This is a genomic window from Haladaptatus pallidirubidus (genome assembly GCF_020700235.1).
Classification (GTDB): domain Archaea; phylum Halobacteriota; class Halobacteria; order Halobacteriales; family Haladaptataceae; genus Haladaptatus; species Haladaptatus pallidirubidus.
In genome coordinates, this window is sequence record NZ_CP085302.1 from 93,490 (window position 1) to 116,375 (window position 22,886).

Consider the following 22,886-nt stretch of genomic DNA (forward strand, 5'->3'; position numbering starts at 1 on the left):
TGTAAACATCAACTAAGGGCGTGATACTTTGTTTTGAGGGAGTTCCAAAGGCAGACATCCATTACATCATTAGTTTTGTAATGACAATATCGCAGTTCCATTACAAATCTAAGGCTGTAATTCAGAACAGTGGTAGAACCATTACAGAGAGGGGAGTGTGAAGAAGTGGTAAGTCGAAGTCCTTAGGAATAAGAAGATCCTTCCTTATTGAACACAATTTGCGTAAACAAGCTTGTAATCAAGGACTGTAAACACCAATGGGACCTTCAAAATCGGTACTATCCAGGTGTTTGAGAACGAACTACGGATGCTCTATTCGAAGAGTAAAATGGAACCGTGGAGTCGCTACTTCACTCAGACTGGATTTTCAGCGTGATCCTGTTCCTGTTCTCGGAGTTTTATTCGCTGTATCTTTCCCGTTTCAGTTCGGGGAAGTTTATCAACGAATTCGATTTCGCGGGGGTACTTGTACGGCGCTAACGTTTTCTTGACCGAATTTTGCAATTCGTCTATAAGGCCGCTATCCACGCTTATCTCATCGTTCGGCACGATAACTGCTTTAACGATCTGTCCCCGCTGTTCATGTGGACTTCCAATCACGGCAACTTCGCTCACCGCTTCGTGCTCTTCAAGAATTGCCTCAACTTCGGGACCAGGGATATTGTAGCCGCTAGAGATGATCAAGTCATCATGGCGGGATTTATACTCGAAACGACCATCCTCACGCTGAACGAAGATATCCCCTGGAAGGCTCCATCCATCATCGACAGCTTCTGTCTGCTTGTCTGGCCGATTCCAATATGTCATACCGGTTGGCCCACGTACAGCAAGTAACCCTGGTGTTCCTCGGGGGAGATCTTCACCCGTATCCGGATCGACAATCCTGCACTCATATCCTGGTACTGGGAACCCAGTAGCAGTCGGATCAATCTCATCAGTGTGGCGGTGGCTGACGAAGATATGCAGCATCTCAGTGGTTCCAATGCCATCGAGAATTTCGATTCCATACTCTTGCTTTATTTGCTCGAATGTATGCGGTGTGAGTGGCTCACCTGCGCTTACACCCAGTCTGAGAGAAGAGACATCGTACTTTTCTGGTCCATTCGGATGCTTCGATAAAATCTGATTGTACGCTGTTGGAATAGAACAGAATACGGTAATGCCGTGGTTTTCGATGGTTTCAAGCAGTGTTTGTGGGCTGGCATTCTCGACAAGACTCGTACTCGCACCGAACCGTAATGGGAACGTCACCAGATCGCCATACCCGTAGGCAAACGGAAGCGGTGGATTACCACCGAAAACGTCGTCCTCCGTTGGTTCAATACAATACCGAGCATATGTGTCGGCGGTTGCCAGTAGTTGTCGATGGGTATGGAACGTCCCTTTTGATTTGCCCGTCGTTCCACTCGTGTATAGCATGAGCGCAGGATCTCCCCGGTGTGTCTCGTGTCTACTGAGTTCAGGGGAAGTGTCGTTGATCAAGTCATTATAACTGTGAAAGTCATGACCGATACCATTGCGTTCGGCGACAATAATCTCCTCGAGCGTCTCGAGATCATCGTGGGCTGCCTCTATTTCATCCAAGAGGTCATCGTAGACAACGGCTGCGGTTGCTTCCGCATCGTTGATGATATAGGTGAGCTCTTTCGCTCGCAACAATTTCATCGATGGGAGTGGTACAGCGCCAATCTTCTGGGTCGCAAGGCAGGAGACGATCGCTTCTGGTCGGTTCGTAAATCGAACAACGACTCTATCACCTGGCTCAACCCCTAGTTCCAAGAGCGCATTTCCTAATCGATTAATTTGCTCTTGGAGTTCACTGTATGTGATTTTCTCGCTCTTAAAGTGGATTGCGACGTTATCCCCGCGTCCCTCGGTTACGTGTCGATCCACGAGTTCAGTTGCAGCGTTGATCGTCTCAGGGTAGTGAACCTCCGGTACTGCGTGTACCAAGTCAGGATGCTCCGCTTCATCCGGGAGATATGACTGTGGAATCTTGGCTTGCATAACGCTAGATTGATTATTATGGTTTCAGATAAAATACCTTCCGGTTGGAATCGTATTTTAATCCTGTGAAAACAACCATCTAGATCAAAACCTATCTGGATTAAACTCCCGAACCACAGTTTCCATACCGCCTGTAAGAACCTCGCTCCCGGCAAAACCCGTTTTGTACAGTGCACCCCAAGGGCGTTAGCTCATCCACATCGCGTCAAACACTGAGGATGTGGTTAAAGAAACGATAGCCATGAATCGCTTCAAGAATTATTTTCAATCTTAGGACATACCTGCAAACAGAAGATACACTCCTGGATTCAAGGTGCGAGAATTGTCACTCTTCAAATGGCGCGAGCATTGGCGCATCAAACAAAACTGGATGTCCCGACCGGTCGTAGCACCCATATTCGGTAATACCTTTGATATTCGTTTGACCACCGCTCGTAAACTCGTGCGCGATACAAATCGTTTCCTGATCAACTTCGAGGACATCAGACGAGACAGATAATGTCGACTCGAAATACACAGGCGACAAAAATTCCCAGCTCCAATTGCGAAGATGATACGGTTGCTTTTCACCTTGCAATTCGTTCTGGCTTGTTCCCTGCTCGCCGAGGAACTCTTCAAGCGAGATATCCGCAAACCGGGGATATTCTTCGAAATATGCTAACTCCGCTCCCTCAATATGGGGACTGCGGATCTCGAATGATGACGAAAACGAGGGCAGTTGTTCCCCGCTAGGAGTCTTTGTATGGACACCGACTGTGGCACTGCGATCAGCACAGGCCTCGATGAAATCCGAACGCGTCTTTTCAGGTAATGCCAAAGCAGTTCCAGCTGGTGAGATCGTGACGTGGATCATTTGGGCCGTTGCCAACCGCTCGCCATCACCGTCTACCATCTCATACAACAATTCAATACTCGAGTCGCCTACGCTTTGTGGCGTTGTTTCAACGGTTACTGTTTCACCGATCGTGGGATAACGGTCGACTGACGTATCGACAACCACTGGTGCGTATGGGATTCCATCAGCAGCAAGGATTTGTTCAAACGAATAGTCGAATGCCGCTGCAATTTTCTGAGTCGAGATCAGCTGCCAATCGAAAAACATTGCGCCATGGACGAGCGATCCTGCAAGTTCGCCGAATTGCACTGGATGATCAACGATAGTTTGCATGTTTCGAGACGTCGCGATCAATGATTATTAAGGTATGGATCCTGAAATTAGATATCAAGTTCTTGCTGTCGTTGGGACTTCTCTCCCGTGCGTGCAAAGGCCACCAGTACAACGGTACATACGCAGAGTACTGGAGCACGATCTGTGTCTCGATTCGGCCCGTTCTTGCAGGTGAGGCAGTGTAATATCAAAGGTTAAGTTGGCGGTAATACCTTTCATCGATATGCGAATGACAGTACTAGGCGCAGGTACAATGGGTCATGGCATTGCACAAGTCAGTGCAATGACTGGGCACGAAGTAGTCCTGCGGGACCTCGACGAGGAGTTAGTCTCAAAAGGGATCGACGCCATCCGGGTAAACCTAGAGGGTGGCGTCGAACGGGACAAAGTAACAAGAGAGGAGATGACATCGACACTAGACCGCATTGCCAGCAAAACAGATCTGCAGTCAGCAATTGAGGGTGCCGATCTCGTGGTTGAGGCGGTACCAGAGAAACTCTCCCTAAAAAAGAACGTCTTATCAGAGTCCGAGAAATTCCTCGACGAGGAAGCAGTACTCGCGACAAACACCTCATCGCTTTCTGTGACTGAATTGGCAAGCGCACTCGAACGCCCTGGCCAGTTCGTCGGGTTGCACTTCTTCAATCCAGTGCACATCATGGCGCTTGTCGAAGTTATTATCGCCGAACGAACAACCGACAAGACCCATACGCTCGTATTGGACTATGTTGCTAGTCTTGAGAAGACACCGGTCACTGTGCGAGACTCGCCAGGATTTGCCTCCTCTCGACTTGGAGTTGCTCTCGGTGTCGAGGCGATTCGAATGGTCGAAAAAGGAGTGGCATCACCGCAGGATATCGACACCGCGATGGAACTCGGATACAATCATCCGATGGGACCACTCGAACTGACGGATGTCGTGGGATTGGACGTGCGCCTCGATATTCTCGAATATCTTCGGGAGGAACTTGGAGAGCGGTTTAAGCCACCGCAATTGCTTAAACGGAAGGTGCGGGCTGGCAAAACCGGGAAGAAGTCCGGTGAGGGATTTTACGTTTGGGAAGATGGCGACCGCGTCGCGATGAGTGACGAATGGAGTATCCAATGACGAACAACACAGATATCGTATTGGCTGCGGACTATGAGTCGATTCAGGTAGAATGTTGTGCTGATGGCGGTATTACCACAATCACGATCAACCGCCCGCGCTCGCAATGCGTTAAATGGAACCGTTCGTGAGGAACTGGCAACCGTTTTGCCAGCCATCGAGACGTCTGGTAGTCGCGTCGTCGTCATTACGGGATCACCGGAGTGCAACGCCTTTGTCGCCGGCGCCGATGTGAGCGAACTTCGTGAACGAGGTATGTTCGAACAGCGGCGTGCAAGCGAGCGCCCACGAGTGTACGAAATCGTCGCAGAACTCACGACGCCAGTTATCGCCTCCATCAACGGGCATGCACTTGGCGGAGGACTGGAATTAGCCACTGCCTGTGATATTCGCATTGCTCAGTCCGGTGCAAAACTTGGGCAACCTGAAATCAATCTGGGTCTCATTCCTAGAGGCAGTGGGACACAGCGGTTGCCTCGACTCGTTGGTGAGGGGCAACCGCTGAAGCTTATTCTGTCGGGCGATCTTATCGATACCGAGGAGGCTGCCGAGATTGGTCTCGTTGATGAAGTCTGCACACAGGAGGATATCGAGCGTCGTGTAAACAGTCTCGCTGTGTCGATCGCGGAATAGGGTCCTGTTGCACTCGAATTTTCGAAAGAAAGTATTCGTGCGGCCTCACGAATGGGGCTCGATGCGGGTATTGATTATGAGACAGAACTGTTCGTCCAACTGTTTGCCACTGCTGATAAAGACAAAGGTATCGACGCCTTCTTCGAGGGACGTGAGCCACATTGGAAAGGGTGGTAGGGGCGATTTTCAGTAAGATCGTTCCCATAAAACCATATAGTTTGACTCTCGTATGACCACTATGCAGTTTGAAACGCTTGCTGTCGAGATATCCGATGGCATTGCAACGGTGGCGTTACGCAATGAGCCTGTGAATGCGATCAACCAGGATGTTCGCCATGAACTTGCAGACGTCCTCGAGATACTCCGCGAAGAACGAGTACGAGTCGTTGTTTTCCGTGGCGCTGAAGATGTCTTTTCTGTGGGTGCTGATATCGGACTCTTCGAAGAAGCCCAAAACTGGACAACACAGGAATTTCGGACAAACTCTCGCATCCTTGGCCGCGTATTTGAGGGTCTCAAACAACTCGAAAAACCAGTCATTGCAGCCATCGACGGCACCTGCGTTGGTGGCGGACTCGAGCTTGCATTATCCTGTGATGTACGAATTGCAGCACCCGATGCAACCTTTGGATTCCCCGAACACAATATTGGTCTGATTCCTGGACTCGGTGGCTGTTCTCGCTTTGTGCAATTCGTTGGCCCTGGCAAAGCAAAAGATTTCATCTTCACCGGAGAATTGTTTGATGGCGAACGTGCCCGTGAGTTGGGTGTCGTTGAACGGATCGCAGATGATCCGATGGATGCAGCCGACGACTATGCACGGGACCTTCTTCCGCAACCGCCACAGGCTCTCGGTTTAGCAAAGCGTGTGATTGATTCCAATGCGAATCAGAACCCACAAACAGCGAGTTTGCTCGAATCGCTTGCCCAGAGCACGCTTTTGCAAACCCAGGATCACGAAGAAGGAATCAAAGCGTTTCGAGAGAAGCGAGATCCCGAATTTACGGGGAAATAACAAGGAGTTCCATTTTTGGTCGGCTAGATGACGACAGTTGCGTAGTAGCTGTTGCGATCGAGGATAAACCATACTCCGTCGAAAGAGAACCAACAGATATTACCGTTACCACAATATATATTTACACTATTACCAATTATTGGGGCGTGTTGAATCATGACACAAAATAAGTCCGTCAATCCTGGAATCTTTCCCCTACTACTATTCGGGTATTCACTTGCCGTATTAGGGGCAGAACTACTCATCGCGCATGAAGCAGCAGGCGCATTAGTATTCGCTATCTTCATTGCAGCAGTTGGGGAAAGTATCGGTGGATTATGGGAAATTTCACAGGGCAAAACCTATCTCGGGTCAGTCGTCACGACATTTGGTATCTGGTTATTCGGCTTATTCATGCTTGAGACGGTCGGCCAAGTCTTGGGGTTAGTGACACCACAAGCATTGGCAACCTATTTTCTGGTTCTGCTCATTCCAATCGTTCTTCTGGGCTATCCAGCCTTCAAAAATCAACTGGGGTGGCAGATCCAAGGTGCGTTCGTGTTCTTGTTTCTGCTCGTGTTATTCGCTGGTGTAAACTTCATCCTCACGAGTTCGTTACTCAATCTTGCAGCCGGCGCGTCTGCATGGTTAGCGGCAATCTGCATCTGGTTGCTTGCCGCAGAAGACATCTTTGCCATTAATATCGGGTCAGATATCGAAACAACATCCGCAGAAATAGGTGAGACACAGCATCTCGAGTGAACAAACGATAGTTCCAACAAACACTGAACACGTTTTACACATAAAGCGTGGAGTAGGCGTTCGTCCTATTGAGAATAATAATACCGACTCTTTTCCCAATACTACTTTATTACTCGACCAATGTTACTCAGCATATGCAAGAATCTATCTTTGGTGTGAAACCAATTGTAGCAGAGTCTGCATTTGTTTCAAAGATGGCATACCTGATTGGCGATGTGACAGTGGGTGAACGATCCAGTCTGTGGCCGTTTGTGTGTTTGCGCGGCGGTGAACGGAGCAATCCGACAATAGTCGGCGAGGAGTGTAACGTACAAGAGTTTACGATGCTTCATGGGGCATCGATTGGAGATCAAGTCTCGATCGGGCATAATGCCGTTGTAGATTATGCAACCGTCGAAGATCATACACTCATTGGAATGCAAAGTACAGTCCTCGCCGGTGCAACCGTTGAGTCAAATTGTGTAGTTGCAGCAGGCAGTGTCGTTTTACAAGGTCAAACGGTTCCAAAAGGGCATTTAGCGTATGGAGCGCCCGCTCAAACACGACCGCTGACTGAGGATCAGCGAAACGAGATCTCACGAGTCTATCAACACTATGTGGATCTTGGACAGGAATATAAAGGCACTAATAGATATGAATAAGAGACATTTAACGTATGCGGATTATTTGTAGGATACAAAGCCCAGGTAATGGACTATAATTCAGCTGTATGATCGAAGAGATCGTCAAGTCGATCTGCTGCATTCGATTTTGTTGCATACATCCCTTCTCTCTCAGTCAGTAGGTTGTTATTGGTAAGATGGTTCAAATGGGCGTACGCCTCACCCGGACCATGGAGAATATGAATCCCTACCAGATCCCCGAATAGCTCTGCACTAACAGCCCATGCATCCATAGCAGAATTCTTAGATAAGATGTCGATAATGCGTTGACTCCGCTCATAGTGATGATTGATGATTTCCTGAGCACGAGCTGTGGGATCATTTATGACGTATCGATGTCCCGGGTAAGCACGTATGAAACCAGTATCTCGAATCCGGTAAAGTGTTGTAAGATATGATTCGAGCGGATCTGAAACGCGCACATCTGCCCCGCCAACGTTCGGTGTATAATGTGGTAAAAGTGAATCACCAGCAAACAGTGCCGTTCCATTATCGGTTTCGAATGCAAATCCAATATGACCAGCTGTATGTCCGGGCATATGGACGACAGTTAGCTGCTGATCTCCAAGCGTAATAATGTCGCCATCAGTGTGTGTTATTGGAGTAGGAGGTTCCCCACGAAGTTCATCATGGTGTTTCATGAAGTCAAGCAACTCGCGCTGTGCAGTCGTTGGCATTCCCCAGCAATTGAAAAATGCACGCTGTTGTTCGCGAAATTGGTCAACTGCTTCCGATTCTCGTGATATGAGTGGCGCATCAGTAGGATGAGCATGGACGACCGCCCCACTCTCTTGCTGGAAAGAGCCCGCAAGGCCAATATGATCCTCATGTAAGTGTGTCAATAGAATGTGGTCGAGATCGGCCACTTTCAGGCCGTGATCAGCGAGCCCTTTTCGAAGTGCCTCCTCTGTTCGAGGCATTGAGACGCCTGTATCAATGAGGGTGGTTTCGCTACCACGCAATAGGTAAGCATTGTTCTTTCCCTCGAACTCTGTATTGCTCAGCTGGATTGCGTCGATGTTCACGATTAGTGAGATGCCCTACTCCGTAATAATAGTCTGGGGATTACTAGGAATAGGTTGCCAGGTACAGTCTAATTAGATTACGTTGAGAAGTGAGCGATTTGTCGATTGGGTATTTGTAGATCTAAAACTACCTGTAATGTAGGAATTCTAATAGATGTTGAGAGCAGGGATTGATGACGAATTAAAATTCATTCAAAATGAAAATTCCGCATCCATATATAATAATTATTATTAAGATATATTTATAATCTGGTAGTACGTTAGATCATCATATGAAGGTCAATTGGAAATACGGATTAGATCACTACCATTGTCGCCCTTTATTATTGTATGTTAGTTACAATATCGACGGAGCAAGCTATTTCCCAATATTGTCGCTAAATTTTCAATTTGGCAATAATCCGGCGATCGGATTACCTAAGCAAACCGGGATAAAAATCAACGTTTAGTTGCGATATTTGTATTGAATTGCCAATATAATTGGTCAACCACCGATTCCTTCACTTGAAGATAACATCAGTTCATATATCAAAGAAAATAAATATTTTTACAAATATTTATATTAAGATATTAAATTTAGAATTAATTCATATATCTATGGATATTTTAAAGAATTGTTCTTCCTATGCACTACCACAGCCATTAAAGACGGCATTGATATTTATTTGAATATTTAAATAAATATTCTTTCAAATTTGAACTAACTCATTACGCATGTGCGCATTGAATTGCTCTAAACAATATTATTCGAATGCACTGATTCGATCCACACTCAGAAGCGCACGCTCACGGGCATTGTCTATCAGTGTGAGCATTCGGAAGCCGCACTCTCCTGTCGTGGCCCCGAACCCGGTGAGCACGTTCTGTACGTCGCCACGCCATCGAACGACCTGTACCGGCTGCAGTATAATTACTACGACGAGTACAAACACACCCACACAGAACTCGATCATTACGGACGTACCCCCTCCGGCAAGTATGCCTGGTTGCGCACGTACGCCTCTGTCGAGTGCATTGTCAATCCAACCGAAGTGAGCAGGCGTAAGTGGGTACGCACCCACGCAGTTGAACCCTCTCGACTACTGTGGGGTGTAACGAATCCTTCTTTTATCCTCGCAATTGCGAGGCGAAGAAGGATTCCTTTTGCGTTACACTGGTTGCGTGGAGTGCGTTACGACAGTGTAACGCTAGTGGCTTTCCAGAAGAGTAGTGCTAGTAGCTCTACTCTTGATGTCGATGTCGGGAGCTATATTCAAACTCTGTGACAACAGGTAAATGATCAGATCGATAGTTCCCTTCCTGCACGTCGAACGTTCGATACCAATCGACGGTGGCAGTACCGAGTGTGAAAATATAGTCAATCCGATCCTCAATATTGTTAGTAAATCCGTGATAGGTTCCCCATGGACCGTAAACAGTGTCTGTATCGGCTTCTCTTCGAGGATCGAATAGGAGATCCTCGGTATTACCATCCGTTCCAGTCATGATTTGGTACGGTTTCCGACTTGGTTTGGAATTGAAATCACCGGTGATCACGACATCTTCACCTGCTTCTACGCGATCACGTGCGCGCTTACGGATGAGTTTTGCAGACTCAGTCCGAGCGGTTTCTCCGACATGAGAGAAGTGAGTATTGCAAAACCACAGCCGTCCTCTAGTCTTCCGGTGGCGAAGACTCACCCACGTTGTCACACGGGGGAGATCGGCATCCCAACCGATACTTGGCTCATCAGGTGTTTCTGAGAGCCAAAACGCACCTCGCTCAATCGCTTCAAATAGGTCAGGATCCCATGCGACAGGCACCATCTCACCTTCTCGATCGCCATCTTCTCTCCCAACACCGTACCAATTGTATTCATCAACCTCTTCACGGAGGTCGTCGTATTGATTTGGCTGTGCCTCTTGTATGCCGAGAAGACCCGAATCGATATCAGTAATCGTCTTAGAAACGCGGCTTAACCGTTCGTCCCACGAATACTCATCGTCAGGATTATCATACCGAATGTTGAACGAGCATGCCTTAAGGAGAGTCGGGCGATTACTGGACGGGAATTGACTGTCGTATTGATTGGCCGTCTCAGTAGTTGCTGATCCAGTGCTTATTCCAAGTGCTGTTCCAATCGATGTGGCACCGATCCATTGAACGAACTTTCGCCGTGAGAAATCATTGAGCATAGCATCCTAATATATTTATTTAGTGATTAAATATTTTTATATTTGTTTTAAATATGTGTATTGTATCCCACAGACACGGTGCAACCGTATGAGGCTCCCGATAGGGCTTCCGATTGGCAAACGTTCTACGGGCGAGGGCATTAACACGATTATGAAGACTTCGTCCTGTCTCCCCAATGGACTCGAGCCCGGCGTGGTTAAGATATGCGACTCGATAGCGTCCTTCCTCGATTGATAGCAACGCGAAGTCATCCGACGTTAAGACCAAGTCAGCGAGACGCAGTAACGTCACTACCGATGATGAGATCTAACACTCGGGTGATGCCACCAACCTCGATCGTGTTCCGGAGTGAGTTCGTCGTTCACATGACCGTCAGTGGCGTAGACGATGAGGTTCGCGTCAGTGCCAGCACTATCACCGAGTGACGTCCAAATATCTGAGCTGGTATATTGTTGTTTGACCTTTCCGTTTGGATACTCACTAACAACTTTGTCACGGAGCGTCTTTACAAGTGCTTCCATGCCCTCATTACGGTACTCGCTTGGCATACTGATTGAAGTATCAGAGAGAATCAGCACGCGTGGAGCCTGTTCGTTCGCCGTCACCGCGACACCAACCGGGTCTTCCCCGTCTTCGACTTCGAACGCCATTGCAGGAAGTCCTTCCACTGGATCGCCTGCATCATCGAGTGCATGCACATTAAGCTGAATCTCGGGGAATCGTCCGCTATCAGCACTCACCCTGAGTTCAGAGACGGCACTCGCCCCGGTTCCTCCATCAGGCGCTACGAATGGCTCTCCATTACGGAGTACTGTGCCGTCCTCCTCAATGTGAAGCTGATCGCCAGCGCGAGTCACTGCGTCACCCATCACTGAGAGACCAGCCATCTCCTCTTGATTGAGATCCATTCCCTGCACCGTTAATGCGGGGATGAAAGTTTGGACGTCCTGGAAGGTAACAGTCGGTTGGTCAAACGGATCGATTCCTGGGAGGGTCTGGACAAGCAGTTGGCGGCCAACGAGTTCATCGGTACTCCACGAACCTGAAACGAGATCAACTGGTTCCTCGGGGTCATCAGCTGTCGCGGCCGAGAGCGTGACCTCGACTGGTAGCGTCTCGGACGCTTCAGGAGCCTCGTCTAGCCGTTCGATTGACTCACGAGTTTCGCCGAATGCTGCGTTGAGTGCAAACAGATCGGCGTAGTGTTCCGTTCCGTCAATGACGACACGTACGATTGGCAAATTTCCACTGTCCCAGTCAAACTCTTGCGGTGATAGATCCTCGTCTGGGAGTTGTTCGTAGAGTCGTTTGCCGAGGTGCTTGCTCTCATCACCATTTTTGTCGATTGCTTCGATAGCAGAATTCTCGTTTTTGGGTTGTTTCAGCCGCTCTTGCCATTCTTCGATCTGTGCGTTGTCAATATCCGGGGCAAAGCGTCGGTCAACGGGCCGCCATAACAGGCGCTTGACCTGGTCGGAGTCTGGTAGTCCGTCACCGGTTAGAATGTCGGCTTCCCAGCAGGCACGGCGATACAAAGTCGCTAACAGTTCGGCTTTTTCGCGAGGTGTCCCAGCTCCACCACGGAGTGTTCCACGAACGCCCCACCGAATTTGATCTCCGGAGTAGCTAAGCCGGTCGACCATGTCCGGATAGGTGACAATTTCGTCGCGCACAAACTGAAAGAGTGCTTCTGGATCACCCTTAGTGACCAAGTGGTTTGCGCGAGCGGGCAAATGATCCGGGCTTGTCCGAAGTGCTGTCTGAACTTCTTTCCAGATATCAAATGGGACGTGCTCATTATTGGCCCCACCTGTCGGATGAAGTATTTCATTACATCCTGCCACGCTTGTTGTGACACTTAACCCGAGCGTTTTCAAAAGCGTTCGTCTGTCGACTGGAAAAGTGTCGAAAGCTGTTGATTGACTGTCAACCGGTGTGTTTCTATCTGGTGTTAAAGTCATGATGTTGGTCTCTATGAACGTTAGATCCTATATATCGATATTCAAATAAGAACCAGGGCAAATTGTACTTATTGGTTGGGATAATTCCAACTATGGGAATATTTCAAACTGTGAAACGGAAATGAGAGTCGCCCAATAGCGCCAAGCTTGCTCACTTCCGCATTAAACCGAATTGGGAACAGAAGTTACCGAGAAAGACGATCGAACCGACGAGGTTAAGCAATTCGCTTTCACCATCATTGTAATCTCTCAGACCCGCCGATACTCACACTCGTCGCTTTCCCCGGTGGGAAGACATCGAACGACCATCACTCGACGGGGTTTCGACGGCGACCATGTGCTTACAGTAGGCATTACGGTGGACGTGGTGGGGGCAGGTGCAGGCCATCAGGTCTTCGGTCACGTCGTCCAGCGTGACGATGTATTGGTGGTCTGCGGGGTTGTCGTGGCACTCGTTGGTGACTTCAACCATTCCGGGGGCATCGACGCCGAAGAAAAATTGGTCCTACAAGCCCCGAGGAAACTCACTGCGATACTGCTGCGTACGTATCGAGATATCCCGAGCCGTAGTATTTCTTGTCGTATCCCTCGGGCACCTCGGCAACTTGTTTCAGGGTGCTTTTGAGTTGGTTCGCATTCATCTGTGGATTTACACTCTTCAGTAGTGCGACGGCGCCAGCGACCTGTGGTGCAGCCATTGAGGTACCTGCATACCAGTCATAGCCGTAGGTGGCTCCAAGATATTCACCAGCCTCATTGTATTCCGGTATGGCGACAGTGTTCAACACGAGATCATACTTCCAATTAACCCCGGTTCCGACCGCGTCTTCATCTACATTGCCACCGGGTGCCGCGAGATCCACAGCGTTCGTTCCGTAATTCGTGTAGTACGCGGGCGCATACGGCGGTTCTTCAAGTCCTTTGTCTCCCCACATGAATCCGATTGGGCCAGTCGCGCTCACAGTTAGGCCTCCGGCGGTCTCCGAGGAATCACGCTGGTCTTTGTCGAACTGGAGAGTTCCACCCCAGTTGCCACACGCATGGGTAAGGACCGTCCCCTGCCGGTTCGCGTAAGTGGTTGTTCGCTGCATCGATTTGCCCCAGAATTTGCCCCAGCCATCCTCGCGGAAGCGGAACGTCCACCCCAGGCTGAGATTCGCGGCGTCAGCACCAATTTCGGCACTGTAAACGATGGCCGCTAAGACGTCACCCATCCATGCGGAGAAACTAGCTGAATTGACTTCGGAGAATACACGCAGGTCAACGAGTTCTGTCGCTGGCGCAGAGCCGATGACGCCCGTATCGTTTTGATCGCTGGCTGCGATACTCCCGGCGACGTGTGTGCCGTGGGGGCCACCATATGGGCCGGGTGCGCCGAAGGAGTCTGGCGTGAAGTTCTTCGAGAGATCTGCGTTTACAGTGCCCTGTAATTCGGGGTGGCCTGCGCCAATGCCAGAATCGATTACGGCGACGCGAGTGCCTTCTCCGCGAGTGATTTCGTGGGTCGCCGGAATTTGCTGATCTTGCTTGTCCCACTGATACTCGTATAGGTCTTCCCCTTCTGGAGGATACACGACACGTTCTGACTGTCTGAAAACCGCGTCAGGTAGTCTGGGTGAGTACTGTTTGTCGCGGGCGTATTGTGCGCCGCTGAGTGCGTCTTCGGTTGCGTTCACGACAAGGAGATTCACCGGTGCAAGGTCGTGGATTATTTTGACGTTTCGTTCGCTGCTCAAGCTTTGTCGGTCGACGACGAATCGCTGGGTTGAGTCGGCTCCGACGAGTGATGATGTGAGCGCGAGCGTACCAAGGGTGGTTCCAGTTGTCTCGAGGAATTGTCGACGGTTGTAGTGTGTCATTGTTGTTGAATACCCTCCCCGTAAAGCGGAGTATCGAAGTAGGTTTCAGTGTCGTACTCGGCGAGTTCAGGGTTGTCGGCGAGTGCGGTGAACGATTCGAGGAATCCGACTTTCGTGAGTTCTAGCATTCGACCAAGGCCTTTCTGACCCAAGTCGTCTGTCTGGTAGGCAACTTCATACAGCATACCCGCGGCGCTGTCGCCTCCGTTCGCAATGTTCGGACAAAGCGCGTCGAGGTAGGAACCCCACAGTGGGTAGTACCCATAACGAGTGATGCTGTCGAAGATGCTGCTGCCACGTTCGGCTAATGCCTCGATTACGAGCGAGTTCAGCTTGATCGAGCGCGTGCTCGTTTCGTAATCGAGGAAGGGGTTGACGGCCTCCGTAATCGGTGTGTGGTCGTCCGGATAGAACGGTGAGCGATCGAGGTAGTCCTCACCATATGGCGCCATCACGCTCATCAATGTCTGTTTCTGGGGCTTGTTTCCGGTACCGGAGTCCGGATAGAGATTCCCGCCTTTATGATGATGTGTGATCGCATAGTCGGGGTTCGCCTCGTTGAACGACCTGGTCACTGCTCGGATTTCTGGTGTGAGCCGAAGTCCACTTGCAAACAGCGTGTGACCCTGGTAGGGCATATCGAGGTACCGTTGGTTGTACCACCACTCCTCCCGGTCATCTGTTCGAGGATTGAATTCTGACGGGGGCCGGATATTGAAGTCCCGGTTCATGTCATAGCCCGGGTCACCGGCTGGATAGGTGGAATGGTAATATGGCTTATATCTCGACTCCCCATTCCACGCTTGGGTGTTTTGTCGTCGGCCAACCCATTCAGCATCACCGTTGCCATCATAGTCGTAGTGGTACATCGCACCGTCTGGGTTGACTCGGGGAATGATGGTGAATGACAGATTCTCGAGAATGTGATCGACCTGCTGGGAGTTACTCATTCCAAGCGATTTGATCACTTTGAGCGCGACTTCTGTCCCGGTTGCTTCGTCGCCATGGATTTGTGTGATTAAGTGAACCTCTGTATCGCCATCACCGACTTTCACTTCCCAAAGTGGGTCGTTTCGTCCTGCGGAGCGGCCGATCTCGCGTAGTGAGACACGGTCGCTTTTTTGCTCGATCTTTGTGAGCTCTTTTGTAAGCTCAGCGTTGGTATGGAACGCATTGAGGTTGATCGATTTGGGGCTACCAAGTTTTGGCCCGCCGGGACGGTATTTCTCTCGATCGGTATTTGCGGTTGCTGTTCCAATTGTTGTCAAGCCAACTGTTAGGCTACCGGTTGTTTTAAGGAAATTTCTACGGTTCATTATGGTTGAGTGATGGGTGGGAAGAGAAGAGATGGTCTTGCGTACCACTTTCTCTTCACTAAATAATTAAAAATCATAACTACTTAATTCTATGTGAGTACATTTAAGCCTATTTAGTTAAGATAAAGCATAAGAAGGGTGAATTTAGATAGTTCAATGGCTAAAGTAGTCCTCTTCAACGGTCGTAGCAACTGGATCAAATTAGAGTGAGCGCAGTGCCGCGAGGTGTCGAGGGCGTCCGTCCAGCGGATGAATGTCGCTCCGTGATCCGCGTCGCCGAACTCGTGATACTGCCAGGCGTGGATGAGTTCGTGGCGCACGGTCGCACTGAACTGGTCCCAGCTGTGTTGTTCGTAGGCCGTCCGGGTCAGCGCAATCGTGATCTCCTCTGTTGCAGGGTCGTACTTCGTGACGCCTGCCTGTCGTTGAGCTCGGTGTGAGACCTCCCACTCAATCGCTTCAACCGGCAGATCTGGGAAATGCACAGCGGCGACGTTCGTTGCGTGCTGCTGTGCTCGGTCGAGGAGGGCTGTCGGTGTCTCGGGAGTATCGTCGGTCACTGCGTTCGCGCTTTCTGTGAGCGTTTGCTGGTCGGTGATCTCCGAGACCGTCAATTGGCGTGCCATGGAGAAAAAGGGCTGAAGCGGTGGTTAGTTCGGCAGTTCCTTCCGTCCCGTTCGCACGCACGGCCAGCACGGGAAGCCACCGAGTCATTACAGTCACAATTTTCTGGCTCAGCATCGTCCTACCATGAGTGTTAACCAAAGTCTCGACAAGATTGGCTATCAATGCTATCCTATGAGAAATTTTTATGCTAAACACGGCTATCGAGTAGCCGAGATTTCGGTCTTCAGGCTGATTCAAGCGAGCAATCGCAGCGCAACACAATACATCGTTCCGGCTGATTCTTCACCGATAACTGTTGCAATGCGTTCGGCTTCCGAAGCCAAGCACTCATCCAGTTCGTTTGGTAGTCGCGAACTCATAGAGAGTGTTGCACTAGTATGGGCCTCAATATGGCTCGCAGTCCATGGAACTGGTTCCAGTAAGATTTGTTTGCTGTCGAATTTCCAGCCGTACCCCATAAATAGTCGGCGAAGCACTACCTCTGGATAGAATGTTAGTGCCGGTCGACCCGTCGCTATCTCCGTCGCAGCATTCTCTAGGGCAAAGAGTTCACGGATGGCAGCGTCGTCAGGTGGTGGATTGTAGTCGTTGATTATGAGATGACAACCAGGAGCTGCGACCCGTGTCAACTCGGCTGCGACGAATTCAAGTGATGCAGGTTCAAGTACGTTGAAGAGTCCATGAGCGGTGATGATTTCGACCGAGTCATTATCGATCGGGAGGCGACAAAGGTCTGCTTCCAAAATGGCGGTACGCTCAGCTTCGTCGCTATCGATCCGCTCGTGGACAGCATTCGCGTGCTCAGGGTTATCTGTGACAGCGTAGACGTGACTGGCGTCGGCTGCGAGCAGACCGGCCGTCATGTTACCGAAACCCGCCCCGGCCTCGAGGCAGACTGCCCCCGTAACTGGCTGATCAGCAAGTGCAGACGTAACGGTCTGAGGGATATCCATGGTCGGGTCAGAAATGAACTTTCTGTGGTCAATGATGGAGCTGCTCAGGGACGGGACTTTGCTCGTGACGCACTTGCTCGATAAGTGAGCGCTGGGCAGCTTCTTCCATTCCGTCATAGCGCTCAGCCGCGTCCAGTACCATGGCGACTAGCTTTGGGTCACCTGGATTGATAACACTCGTTAATTCCTGTGCGGCGGCGAAGTCGAATCGCTTTTTGATTTCAGCAGGCGTATCAACCGGCTCGTACCAGTTAGCGTATGGACGGTCGTTTTCAGGAAGTTCAGCAGTCGAGGGCCATGGTCTCTTTGCGAAGGCTTTGATACCGAGCGTTCCGATGTCCGCATCGTTTGCACGATTGAGGACTGCTTCGTAGTCGTACTCGTCGTCGTCCTTGCCTGCGACCACTGGGTTCATTGGAAACATCACCGTTTCGAGATCATTGATGCGCTCGATGGCATCTTGGATGAGCTGTGGATTCCCATGACTTGTCAATCCAATGTGGTTAATGCGTCCCTCGTCCTTGGCCTCTCGAAACGCTTCGAGTGCGCCTCCATCGCCTAGTATCGTTTCCAATTCGTCGTCGTATTCGAGACCGTGAATTTGATACAGATCAATGTGCCCGACGCCAAGCCGGTTAAGCGACTGTTCGAGTTTGCGTTTCGCTCCCTCATATCCCCGTTCCTGTGTCTTACAGCCGAGAAATATCTTCTCGCGATGCTGGCGGAGTTTTGGTCCCAATTTGAGTTCTGCATCTCCGTAAGTCGGTGCGACATCGAAGTGGTTGACGCCATAGTCGAGCATGAGTTCGACCATCTGGTTCGCTCCCTCCTGCTCGAGCCAGTTGAGCGCGATGGCACCGAATGTCATGATGGAACTGTCGTGGCCAGTCGTACCCAAAGAACGCGTTTGCATAGTAGACGGTTGCTGCTAGTCCACAAAAGCGTATGGCTCGGAGAATTACTCGCCTTGTTTGGGTACGATCCTGATGATGGTAGATAGTGATTTGATGGTTGCGATGACAGACAAGAGAAACGCGATATTCGCAGCTAATATGCAAATAAAACGACTGATGATGATATTCTTCGGGTGGTTGGGAATTGAAGGCTCCAGCGATGACCGCTCGGTGGGTTGCGGATACAGTTGCAATGGAGCGGCGACCAGTGCATCGACGGCTCGAGGAGTTGCATGAGGATGGAGAGGTTGAGCGCGGGAAGTTGAGTCCGCGGGTTGTTATCTGGTGGGTTTCAGAGAACGAGTGAATAGATTCCCTAATTTATGAATTACGTCGAAAGGCATAGTGACAGACAGGACACTTTCGTTCAAGTTTATCAATCATGCAATCACTTGTCTTACCGGTCCATCCACAGTCAGGACATTGAGTGAGGCCAGTACCCATTTCATTACATAATGAACCCCCAGTATCAACTACTTTGGGAACGCAAGAAGTATCGTGATTCGACGACCAAATCGATGGGAATATCTCCTAAGATATAAGTACATATGAATATAATTGTAGAAATTTAACATCTCAGATCGAAGGCTGGATAGAGGCATTCTATTTTGCGATGAGTGTTCGACGAGATGACTCTCACCTATCTCGTTCAAGAGCCTAAGCCAGCGAATGTGGTTGCAATCATGGAATTGCTTGAATCCTCCAAGATGATCAAAATTATGAAACATTAAGTCTATAACCCTATTCAGTTGGAATTTTGGGATATAGCACGGTAGGTTCTCACTGTATGCGGGCGAACTAATCTACACGGGACCGTTCATGAATTCCTTAAGTATCGTGCCTTCTGCTCGGTGGAGGATACCGCTCGCTGTCGCTTTATTCACATTCAGGTCGGCCGCGAGGTCGGTTAGCGTACACCGGCGTGGCGAATCGTAATAGCCGCGATCGATCGCCGCCGTGACGAACTGGCGTTGTCGATCCGTGAGTAGTTCGTCCGGATCGGTCGACTGTAAAATCGAGACGATTTCGTACGAGATATCGGCGGCTTCGAGTTCGTCCGTAAATTGCGCCAGTTGGTCGTGTGTGGTCGTTGCTTCGGTGAGTACCCACCCGTTTCGGATGAGCATCGGAAACGGAGGCGGAGTAGCCGACTCACGTGCTGCACGACCGGGGGCAGGCTCTGACTGTTGGATGAATTGAACCAACAGTTCTCGGTCACTGTCGTGTAACACGTCATAGGATTGTACGTCCGGATCGGTCTCGAAGCATCGACGGGCGATCTCGTGATCAAGCCCGGTTATCTTGACGAGCGTCACGTGACCGTCCTCCGTAGAAAAGGAGGTCAAAAGCGTAAATTCGGCGGTCGGGTACTCGGTTGAGAGCGACGCAAGACTGCCGAACGCTTCTACTTTCATTCGAACAGTAGGCATAGTCTCTGCTACGCCGACCTCGCGTTTCAGCCTGCCGCAAACGTGGTTTCTAATGTTTATAGGATGCGATAGCTGCTCGGCTGTGAACGTGCAAAGGAGTTATCGAAGCACTGCTCCGATGTCGTCGGTGACTGGTCGATTCCCACGACGTTCGACTTGAGTGTCCCAACGGATACCTGTGGTCTCCTCAAACGAACGAAGGACGAGCTGATCAAGAACTACATATCAAGTATTGCTAGTGTTGTACCACACCCGGACGAATTGTTCGGACGCCGAAGCTCCGGCACGTCATCACGGCCCTGTATGCGATCATCTACGACTACTGCCGGACAGAGTGGACCAACAGGATCACGATACCGACTGCAGTGACCGCTGCTGTCAGTTCTATGACTCCTATCTGTGGATCCACTGCCCCGGTCACGTTCGGGAAGCTTACGAGCCGAGTAAGCACCCACGCAGACGCGATCAGGAGGTTGAACAGGATACCGAAACGAATCATCCACGTTCCAGGTCCAAACAGGAGTCTGACACCGAGCAGTCCCTGACCGATCGACACGACGAGGAAGAGTATTCCAGGGAGGAACGCGAACACGATTTTATCCGGCATCAGCCAGAGGTGAATCGCCTGGGAGGTGAACGCGAGTGCCGCTGCAGCGTACAGAATCATCGATTCGTTCTCGATAAGCGATATCTTACTAGTCTCCGTCATGGTCGCCATCTCAGCGCACCTCGAAGTTCGACATCATCATCATGTCCTCGTGCTCCAGGTTGTGACAGTGGAACACGTACTTCCCCCTGTACGGCCCGAATCGGGCGAGTACGCGAACGGTTCCGCCCTCGAGGAAGATGGTATCCTTCCACCCGGCGTCGTACGGACCAGGTGGGTCGCCGTCGCGAGAGAGTACCTTGAAATGAACAAGGTGAAGGTGGATCGGATGAGCGGGATCGCCGCTGAGCTCCCAGATCTCTGTCTCCCCGAGGCGCGGATTGGCATCGATGCGGTACGGATCAAACTCTTTGCCATTTATCGTCGACATTCCGCCGAACAGACCCGCGTTGAAATCGAACCGACGCGTGATCTCGGCATCGTCGGGGGTCTGCGATTCTCCCTTGGTCGCGAGCTGATCCGGAATCTCGCTTTCGTCGGCTTCCTCCCGCGTTACCTCGAAGCGCATCACGTCCGAGAGCCGACCATCACCACGGAGATTCTAGAGCGTCACCTCAGTTCCCACCGGATACTCCGAGAAGTCCACGATCACGTCGAAGCGTTCCCCCTGTGAGACGACGAGCGTGTCGTGGGAGATGGGTTCCGTGAGTAGTCCGCCATCGCTGCCGATTTGCACGATCGGCGCGCCGTTCGAGAGCGCCAGCTCGTACGCACGGGCGTTCGAAGCGTTCAGGATTCTGAATCGATACGCCGCATTGGCGACGTCCATCCGTGGCCACGGCGCGCCGTTCACGAGGTTCGTATCACCGAAGACGCCGCTGACCATCCGGAAACCAGTGCTCGCGAGCACACCAGGTTCGCCTAACAGAGTGGGGTCGATCGACGGGTAGTAGAGCTCACCGTCCTCTCTGAACGTTCGGTCGGCGATCATCAACGGGACGTCCCGCTCATCACTGGGCAACGGGAGGTCATCCTCGGCGTCGTCGCGGATGATGTAGAAGCCAGCAAGCCCCTTGTAGACCTGTGGCCCCGTGAAGTCCATTCGGTGATCGTGGTACCAGAGCGTCGCCGGCCGCTGGCCGTTGGGGTACCGGTACTCCTTCTCGCCGTGAGTAACGCCGCCGACGGTCCCAGCGACATGATGGTCGGGAATCTCATCATGATCGAGATCCGGCGGAAATATCAGATCCGTCGGGTAACCGTCGCTCTCGGGCGGCGTGACGCCGCCGTGGAGGTGCGTTGAGACCGGAACGGGGAGTTCGTTTTTCTGCGTAATCACGACCTCGCGGTCGCGTCTGGCCTCGATTGTCGGCCCGGGAAAGACGCCGTCGTAACCCCAGATCGTTGTCTCGTAGCCTGGGAGGATCTCGGTCGTCGCCGCTCGTTGCGTCAGCTCGTAGTAGTCGGTCGTCTCGTCGGTGTGCTCAGGTTTCAGAACCGGCGGCACCGGTAACGAAACCTGAAACCGCTCCACGTGCGGGCTCTTGATCCGCATCGGTTCGAGGACGCGACCCAACGGCCTCGAGGCCACCCCGAGTGGGAGACCGAATCCGACGCCGACCGTTGCTCCCGTTTTCAATATATCTCTACGGGTGAACGTCATCCGGTGCCTTCCTCGGTCCCTATCACAGTCGCCGGTATCTGGCGCGTTTGGTGGGATCGCTCCCCGCTCGAACTCAGTGTCATCAATCGTTCACAGGTCTCAAAAGCGATTCAACGTTTACGCAAACATGTTGCCGAACGCCGCGATTCTAGCGACAACATGCGTGTCGCACCGAGTTGTCGCTCCCTGAGTCGGTCGCACCGGTACCAAATACGTCTCGGCCACCAGTTGCCGTAATCAGACGATGACACTACATCCCTGGCAGTCCAAACGGATGGGCGATTCCAAAGCCAGCTTACCTCGTCGTCGGGTCGACCGAGTACCATGACGTCGAGTCCGTACCCAGCAGGGTCGCCTTCCAGAGCAAGTCCGAAAGCTTCCACGCGAGGACGGCAGCCAGGCCCTGTCCCATGCGTCGGATGCGCGTATTCTGAAATGCCGTAAAGTGCCAGTCGCCGTCTCGTTTCGTTGCGACGAGCGTCTGGATCGAATCGCGTTCCGAGACGGGAGTCGATTTGCCGGATGGTATCGTCCCCCCGACCGCGTGTAACACTGCCACGTCCGGCGCCGCGAACGCCACGTCCTCGACCTGTCCAACTAGTCGCGTTCCTTTGAGCCACCTGTCGAAGAGTTCCTGGTGGAACGAGTCGATCTCCTCGCGCCCATGGAGGTGAGTCCCGTCGAACCCGATGAGGTCGCCGTCTTCCGCGAAGACGCTCGCGAAGGCGGCACCGCTACCCTGATTCCAGCCGTCCATCAACTTCTGATACAATTTGCGGACGGCGGCTTCGTCGGCGCTCGCGGATTCCTCCTCTCCAGGGGTAGTTACGTTACTATTCGTCGAATCTCCGTCCGTGTCCGTTGATTTGATCATGTCGGTACCAGAAGTCCGGTTTGACGGTGAAGTTGAATCACGATGTCAGTGAACCCGGATCCTCAAGTGCCGTTGGTGCGACAGGGCTACCAGCGTTTCCGCAAACAT

The 22,886-nt window shown here is 51.2% G+C and carries 20 protein-coding genes and 1 pseudogene; 5 read left to right on the top strand and 16 right to left on the bottom strand.

Annotation, left to right across the window (positions count from 1 at the left end):
• Positions 1-354: 354 nt before the first annotated feature.
• Positions 355-2,007, bottom strand: a complete 1,653-nt coding sequence (locus LIX15_RS21310; protein ID WP_227777365.1) for an acetate--CoA ligase — start codon at positions 2,005-2,007, stop codon at positions 355-357.
• Positions 2,008-2,332: 325 nt separating this feature from the next.
• Positions 2,333-3,175 carry an acyl-CoA thioesterase gene (locus LIX15_RS21315; protein WP_227777366.1) on the bottom strand — a complete coding sequence of 281 codons (843 nt, stop codon included), beginning with the start codon at positions 3,173-3,175 and terminating at the stop codon, positions 2,333-2,335.
• A 223-nt stretch (positions 3,176-3,398) separates the two neighbouring features.
• Here LIX15_RS21315 and LIX15_RS21320 point away from each other — a divergent pair, with 223 nt between their 5' ends.
• From LIX15_RS21320 to LIX15_RS21340, 5 genes and pseudogenes are all read left to right on the top strand, one after another.
• Positions 3,399-4,283 (top strand): 3-hydroxyacyl-CoA dehydrogenase family protein, encoded by an 885-nt coding sequence (locus tag LIX15_RS21320; protein ID WP_227777367.1) that lies wholly within the window; start codon positions 3,399-3,401, stop codon positions 4,281-4,283.
• A pseudogene (locus tag LIX15_RS21325) lies at positions 4,280-5,093 on the top strand (enoyl-CoA hydratase/isomerase family protein). Before LIX15_RS21320 ends, LIX15_RS21325 begins: the two are co-directional and overlap by 4 nt.
• Positions 5,094-5,145: 52 nt before the next feature.
• Complete coding sequence (locus tag LIX15_RS21330) at positions 5,146-5,931, top strand: enoyl-CoA hydratase/isomerase family protein (RefSeq protein ID WP_227777368.1); 786 nt, start codon at positions 5,146-5,148, stop codon at positions 5,929-5,931.
• Between the two features lie 156 nt (positions 5,932-6,087).
• Positions 6,088-6,672 carry a GPR1/FUN34/YaaH family transporter gene (locus LIX15_RS21335; protein ID WP_227777369.1) on the top strand — a complete coding sequence of 195 codons (585 nt, stop codon included), beginning with the start codon at positions 6,088-6,090 and terminating at the stop codon, positions 6,670-6,672.
• Positions 6,673-6,806: 134 nt separating this feature from the next.
• Complete coding sequence (locus LIX15_RS21340; RefSeq protein WP_227777370.1) at positions 6,807-7,313, top strand: gamma carbonic anhydrase family protein; 507 nt, start codon at positions 6,807-6,809, stop codon at positions 7,311-7,313.
• Positions 7,314-7,366: 53 nt separating this feature from the next.
• On the opposite strand, the gene LIX15_RS21345 is transcribed toward LIX15_RS21340, so the two are convergent.
• The 14 genes from LIX15_RS21345 to LIX15_RS21410 all read right to left on the bottom strand — a co-directional run bounded on the left by LIX15_RS21345 (position 7,367) and on the right by LIX15_RS21410 (position 22,778).
• The gene (locus LIX15_RS21345) at positions 7,367-8,359 is read right to left on the bottom strand and encodes an MBL fold metallo-hydrolase (protein WP_227777371.1); all 993 of its coding nucleotides are present in this window, start codon (positions 8,357-8,359) and stop codon (positions 7,367-7,369) included.
• A 1,221-nt stretch (positions 8,360-9,580) separates the two neighbouring features.
• Positions 9,581-10,534, bottom strand: coding sequence for an endonuclease/exonuclease/phosphatase family protein (locus tag LIX15_RS21350; RefSeq protein ID WP_227777372.1), 954 nt, complete (start codon positions 10,532-10,534; stop codon positions 9,581-9,583).
• A gap of 291 nt (positions 10,535-10,825) precedes the next feature.
• Positions 10,826-12,208: a hypothetical protein gene (locus tag LIX15_RS21355; protein ID WP_227777373.1), complete on the bottom strand. Its 1,383-nt coding sequence runs from the start codon at positions 12,206-12,208 to the stop codon at positions 10,826-10,828.
• Positions 12,209-12,761: 553 nt separating this feature from the next.
• Positions 12,762-12,968: an SWIM zinc finger family protein gene (locus LIX15_RS21360; protein ID WP_227777374.1), complete on the bottom strand. Its 207-nt coding sequence runs from the start codon at positions 12,966-12,968 to the stop codon at positions 12,762-12,764.
• Between the two features lie 52 nt (positions 12,969-13,020).
• The gene (locus LIX15_RS21365) at positions 13,021-14,355 is read right to left on the bottom strand and encodes a S8 family peptidase (protein ID WP_227777375.1); all 1,335 of its coding nucleotides are present in this window, start codon (positions 14,353-14,355) and stop codon (positions 13,021-13,023) included.
• Complete coding sequence (locus tag LIX15_RS21370) at positions 14,352-15,623, bottom strand: M14 family zinc carboxypeptidase (protein ID WP_227777376.1); 1,272 nt, start codon at positions 15,621-15,623, stop codon at positions 14,352-14,354. Before LIX15_RS21370 ends, LIX15_RS21365 begins: the two co-directional genes overlap by 4 nt.
• Positions 15,624-15,784: 161 nt before the next feature.
• The gene (locus LIX15_RS21375; protein WP_227777377.1) at positions 15,785-16,297 is read right to left on the bottom strand and encodes a SprT-like domain-containing protein; all 513 of its coding nucleotides are present in this window, start codon (positions 16,295-16,297) and stop codon (positions 15,785-15,787) included.
• A gap of 234 nt (positions 16,298-16,531) precedes the next feature.
• Positions 16,532-17,251 carry a class I SAM-dependent methyltransferase gene (locus LIX15_RS21380; protein ID WP_227777378.1) on the bottom strand — a complete coding sequence of 240 codons (720 nt, stop codon included), beginning with the start codon at positions 17,249-17,251 and terminating at the stop codon, positions 16,532-16,534.
• 28 nt (positions 17,252-17,279) lie between these two features.
• On the bottom strand, positions 17,280-18,164 hold the full coding sequence (locus LIX15_RS21385; RefSeq protein ID WP_227777379.1) for an aldo/keto reductase: 885 nt from the start codon (positions 18,162-18,164) through the stop codon (positions 17,280-17,282).
• Between the two features lie 843 nt (positions 18,165-19,007).
• Positions 19,008-19,634 carry a helix-turn-helix domain-containing protein gene (locus LIX15_RS21390; RefSeq protein WP_227777380.1) on the bottom strand — a complete coding sequence of 209 codons (627 nt, stop codon included), beginning with the start codon at positions 19,632-19,634 and terminating at the stop codon, positions 19,008-19,010.
• A 319-nt stretch (positions 19,635-19,953) separates the two neighbouring features.
• Positions 19,954-20,352: a hypothetical protein gene (locus tag LIX15_RS21395; RefSeq protein WP_227777381.1), complete on the bottom strand. Its 399-nt coding sequence runs from the start codon at positions 20,350-20,352 to the stop codon at positions 19,954-19,956.
• Position 20,353: 1 nt separating this feature from the next.
• A complete protein-coding gene (locus LIX15_RS21400) occupies positions 20,354-20,809 on the bottom strand; it encodes a multicopper oxidase domain-containing protein (RefSeq protein WP_227777382.1) in 456 nt (151 codons plus the stop codon).
• A 33-nt stretch (positions 20,810-20,842) separates the two neighbouring features.
• A complete protein-coding gene (locus LIX15_RS21405; protein ID WP_227777383.1) occupies positions 20,843-21,904 on the bottom strand; it encodes a multicopper oxidase family protein in 1,062 nt (353 codons plus the stop codon).
• 295 nt (positions 21,905-22,199) lie between these two features.
• Positions 22,200-22,778 (bottom strand): SgcJ/EcaC family oxidoreductase, encoded by a 579-nt coding sequence (locus LIX15_RS21410; protein ID WP_227777384.1) that lies wholly within the window; start codon positions 22,776-22,778, stop codon positions 22,200-22,202.
• Positions 22,779-22,886: the final 108 nt, after the last annotated feature.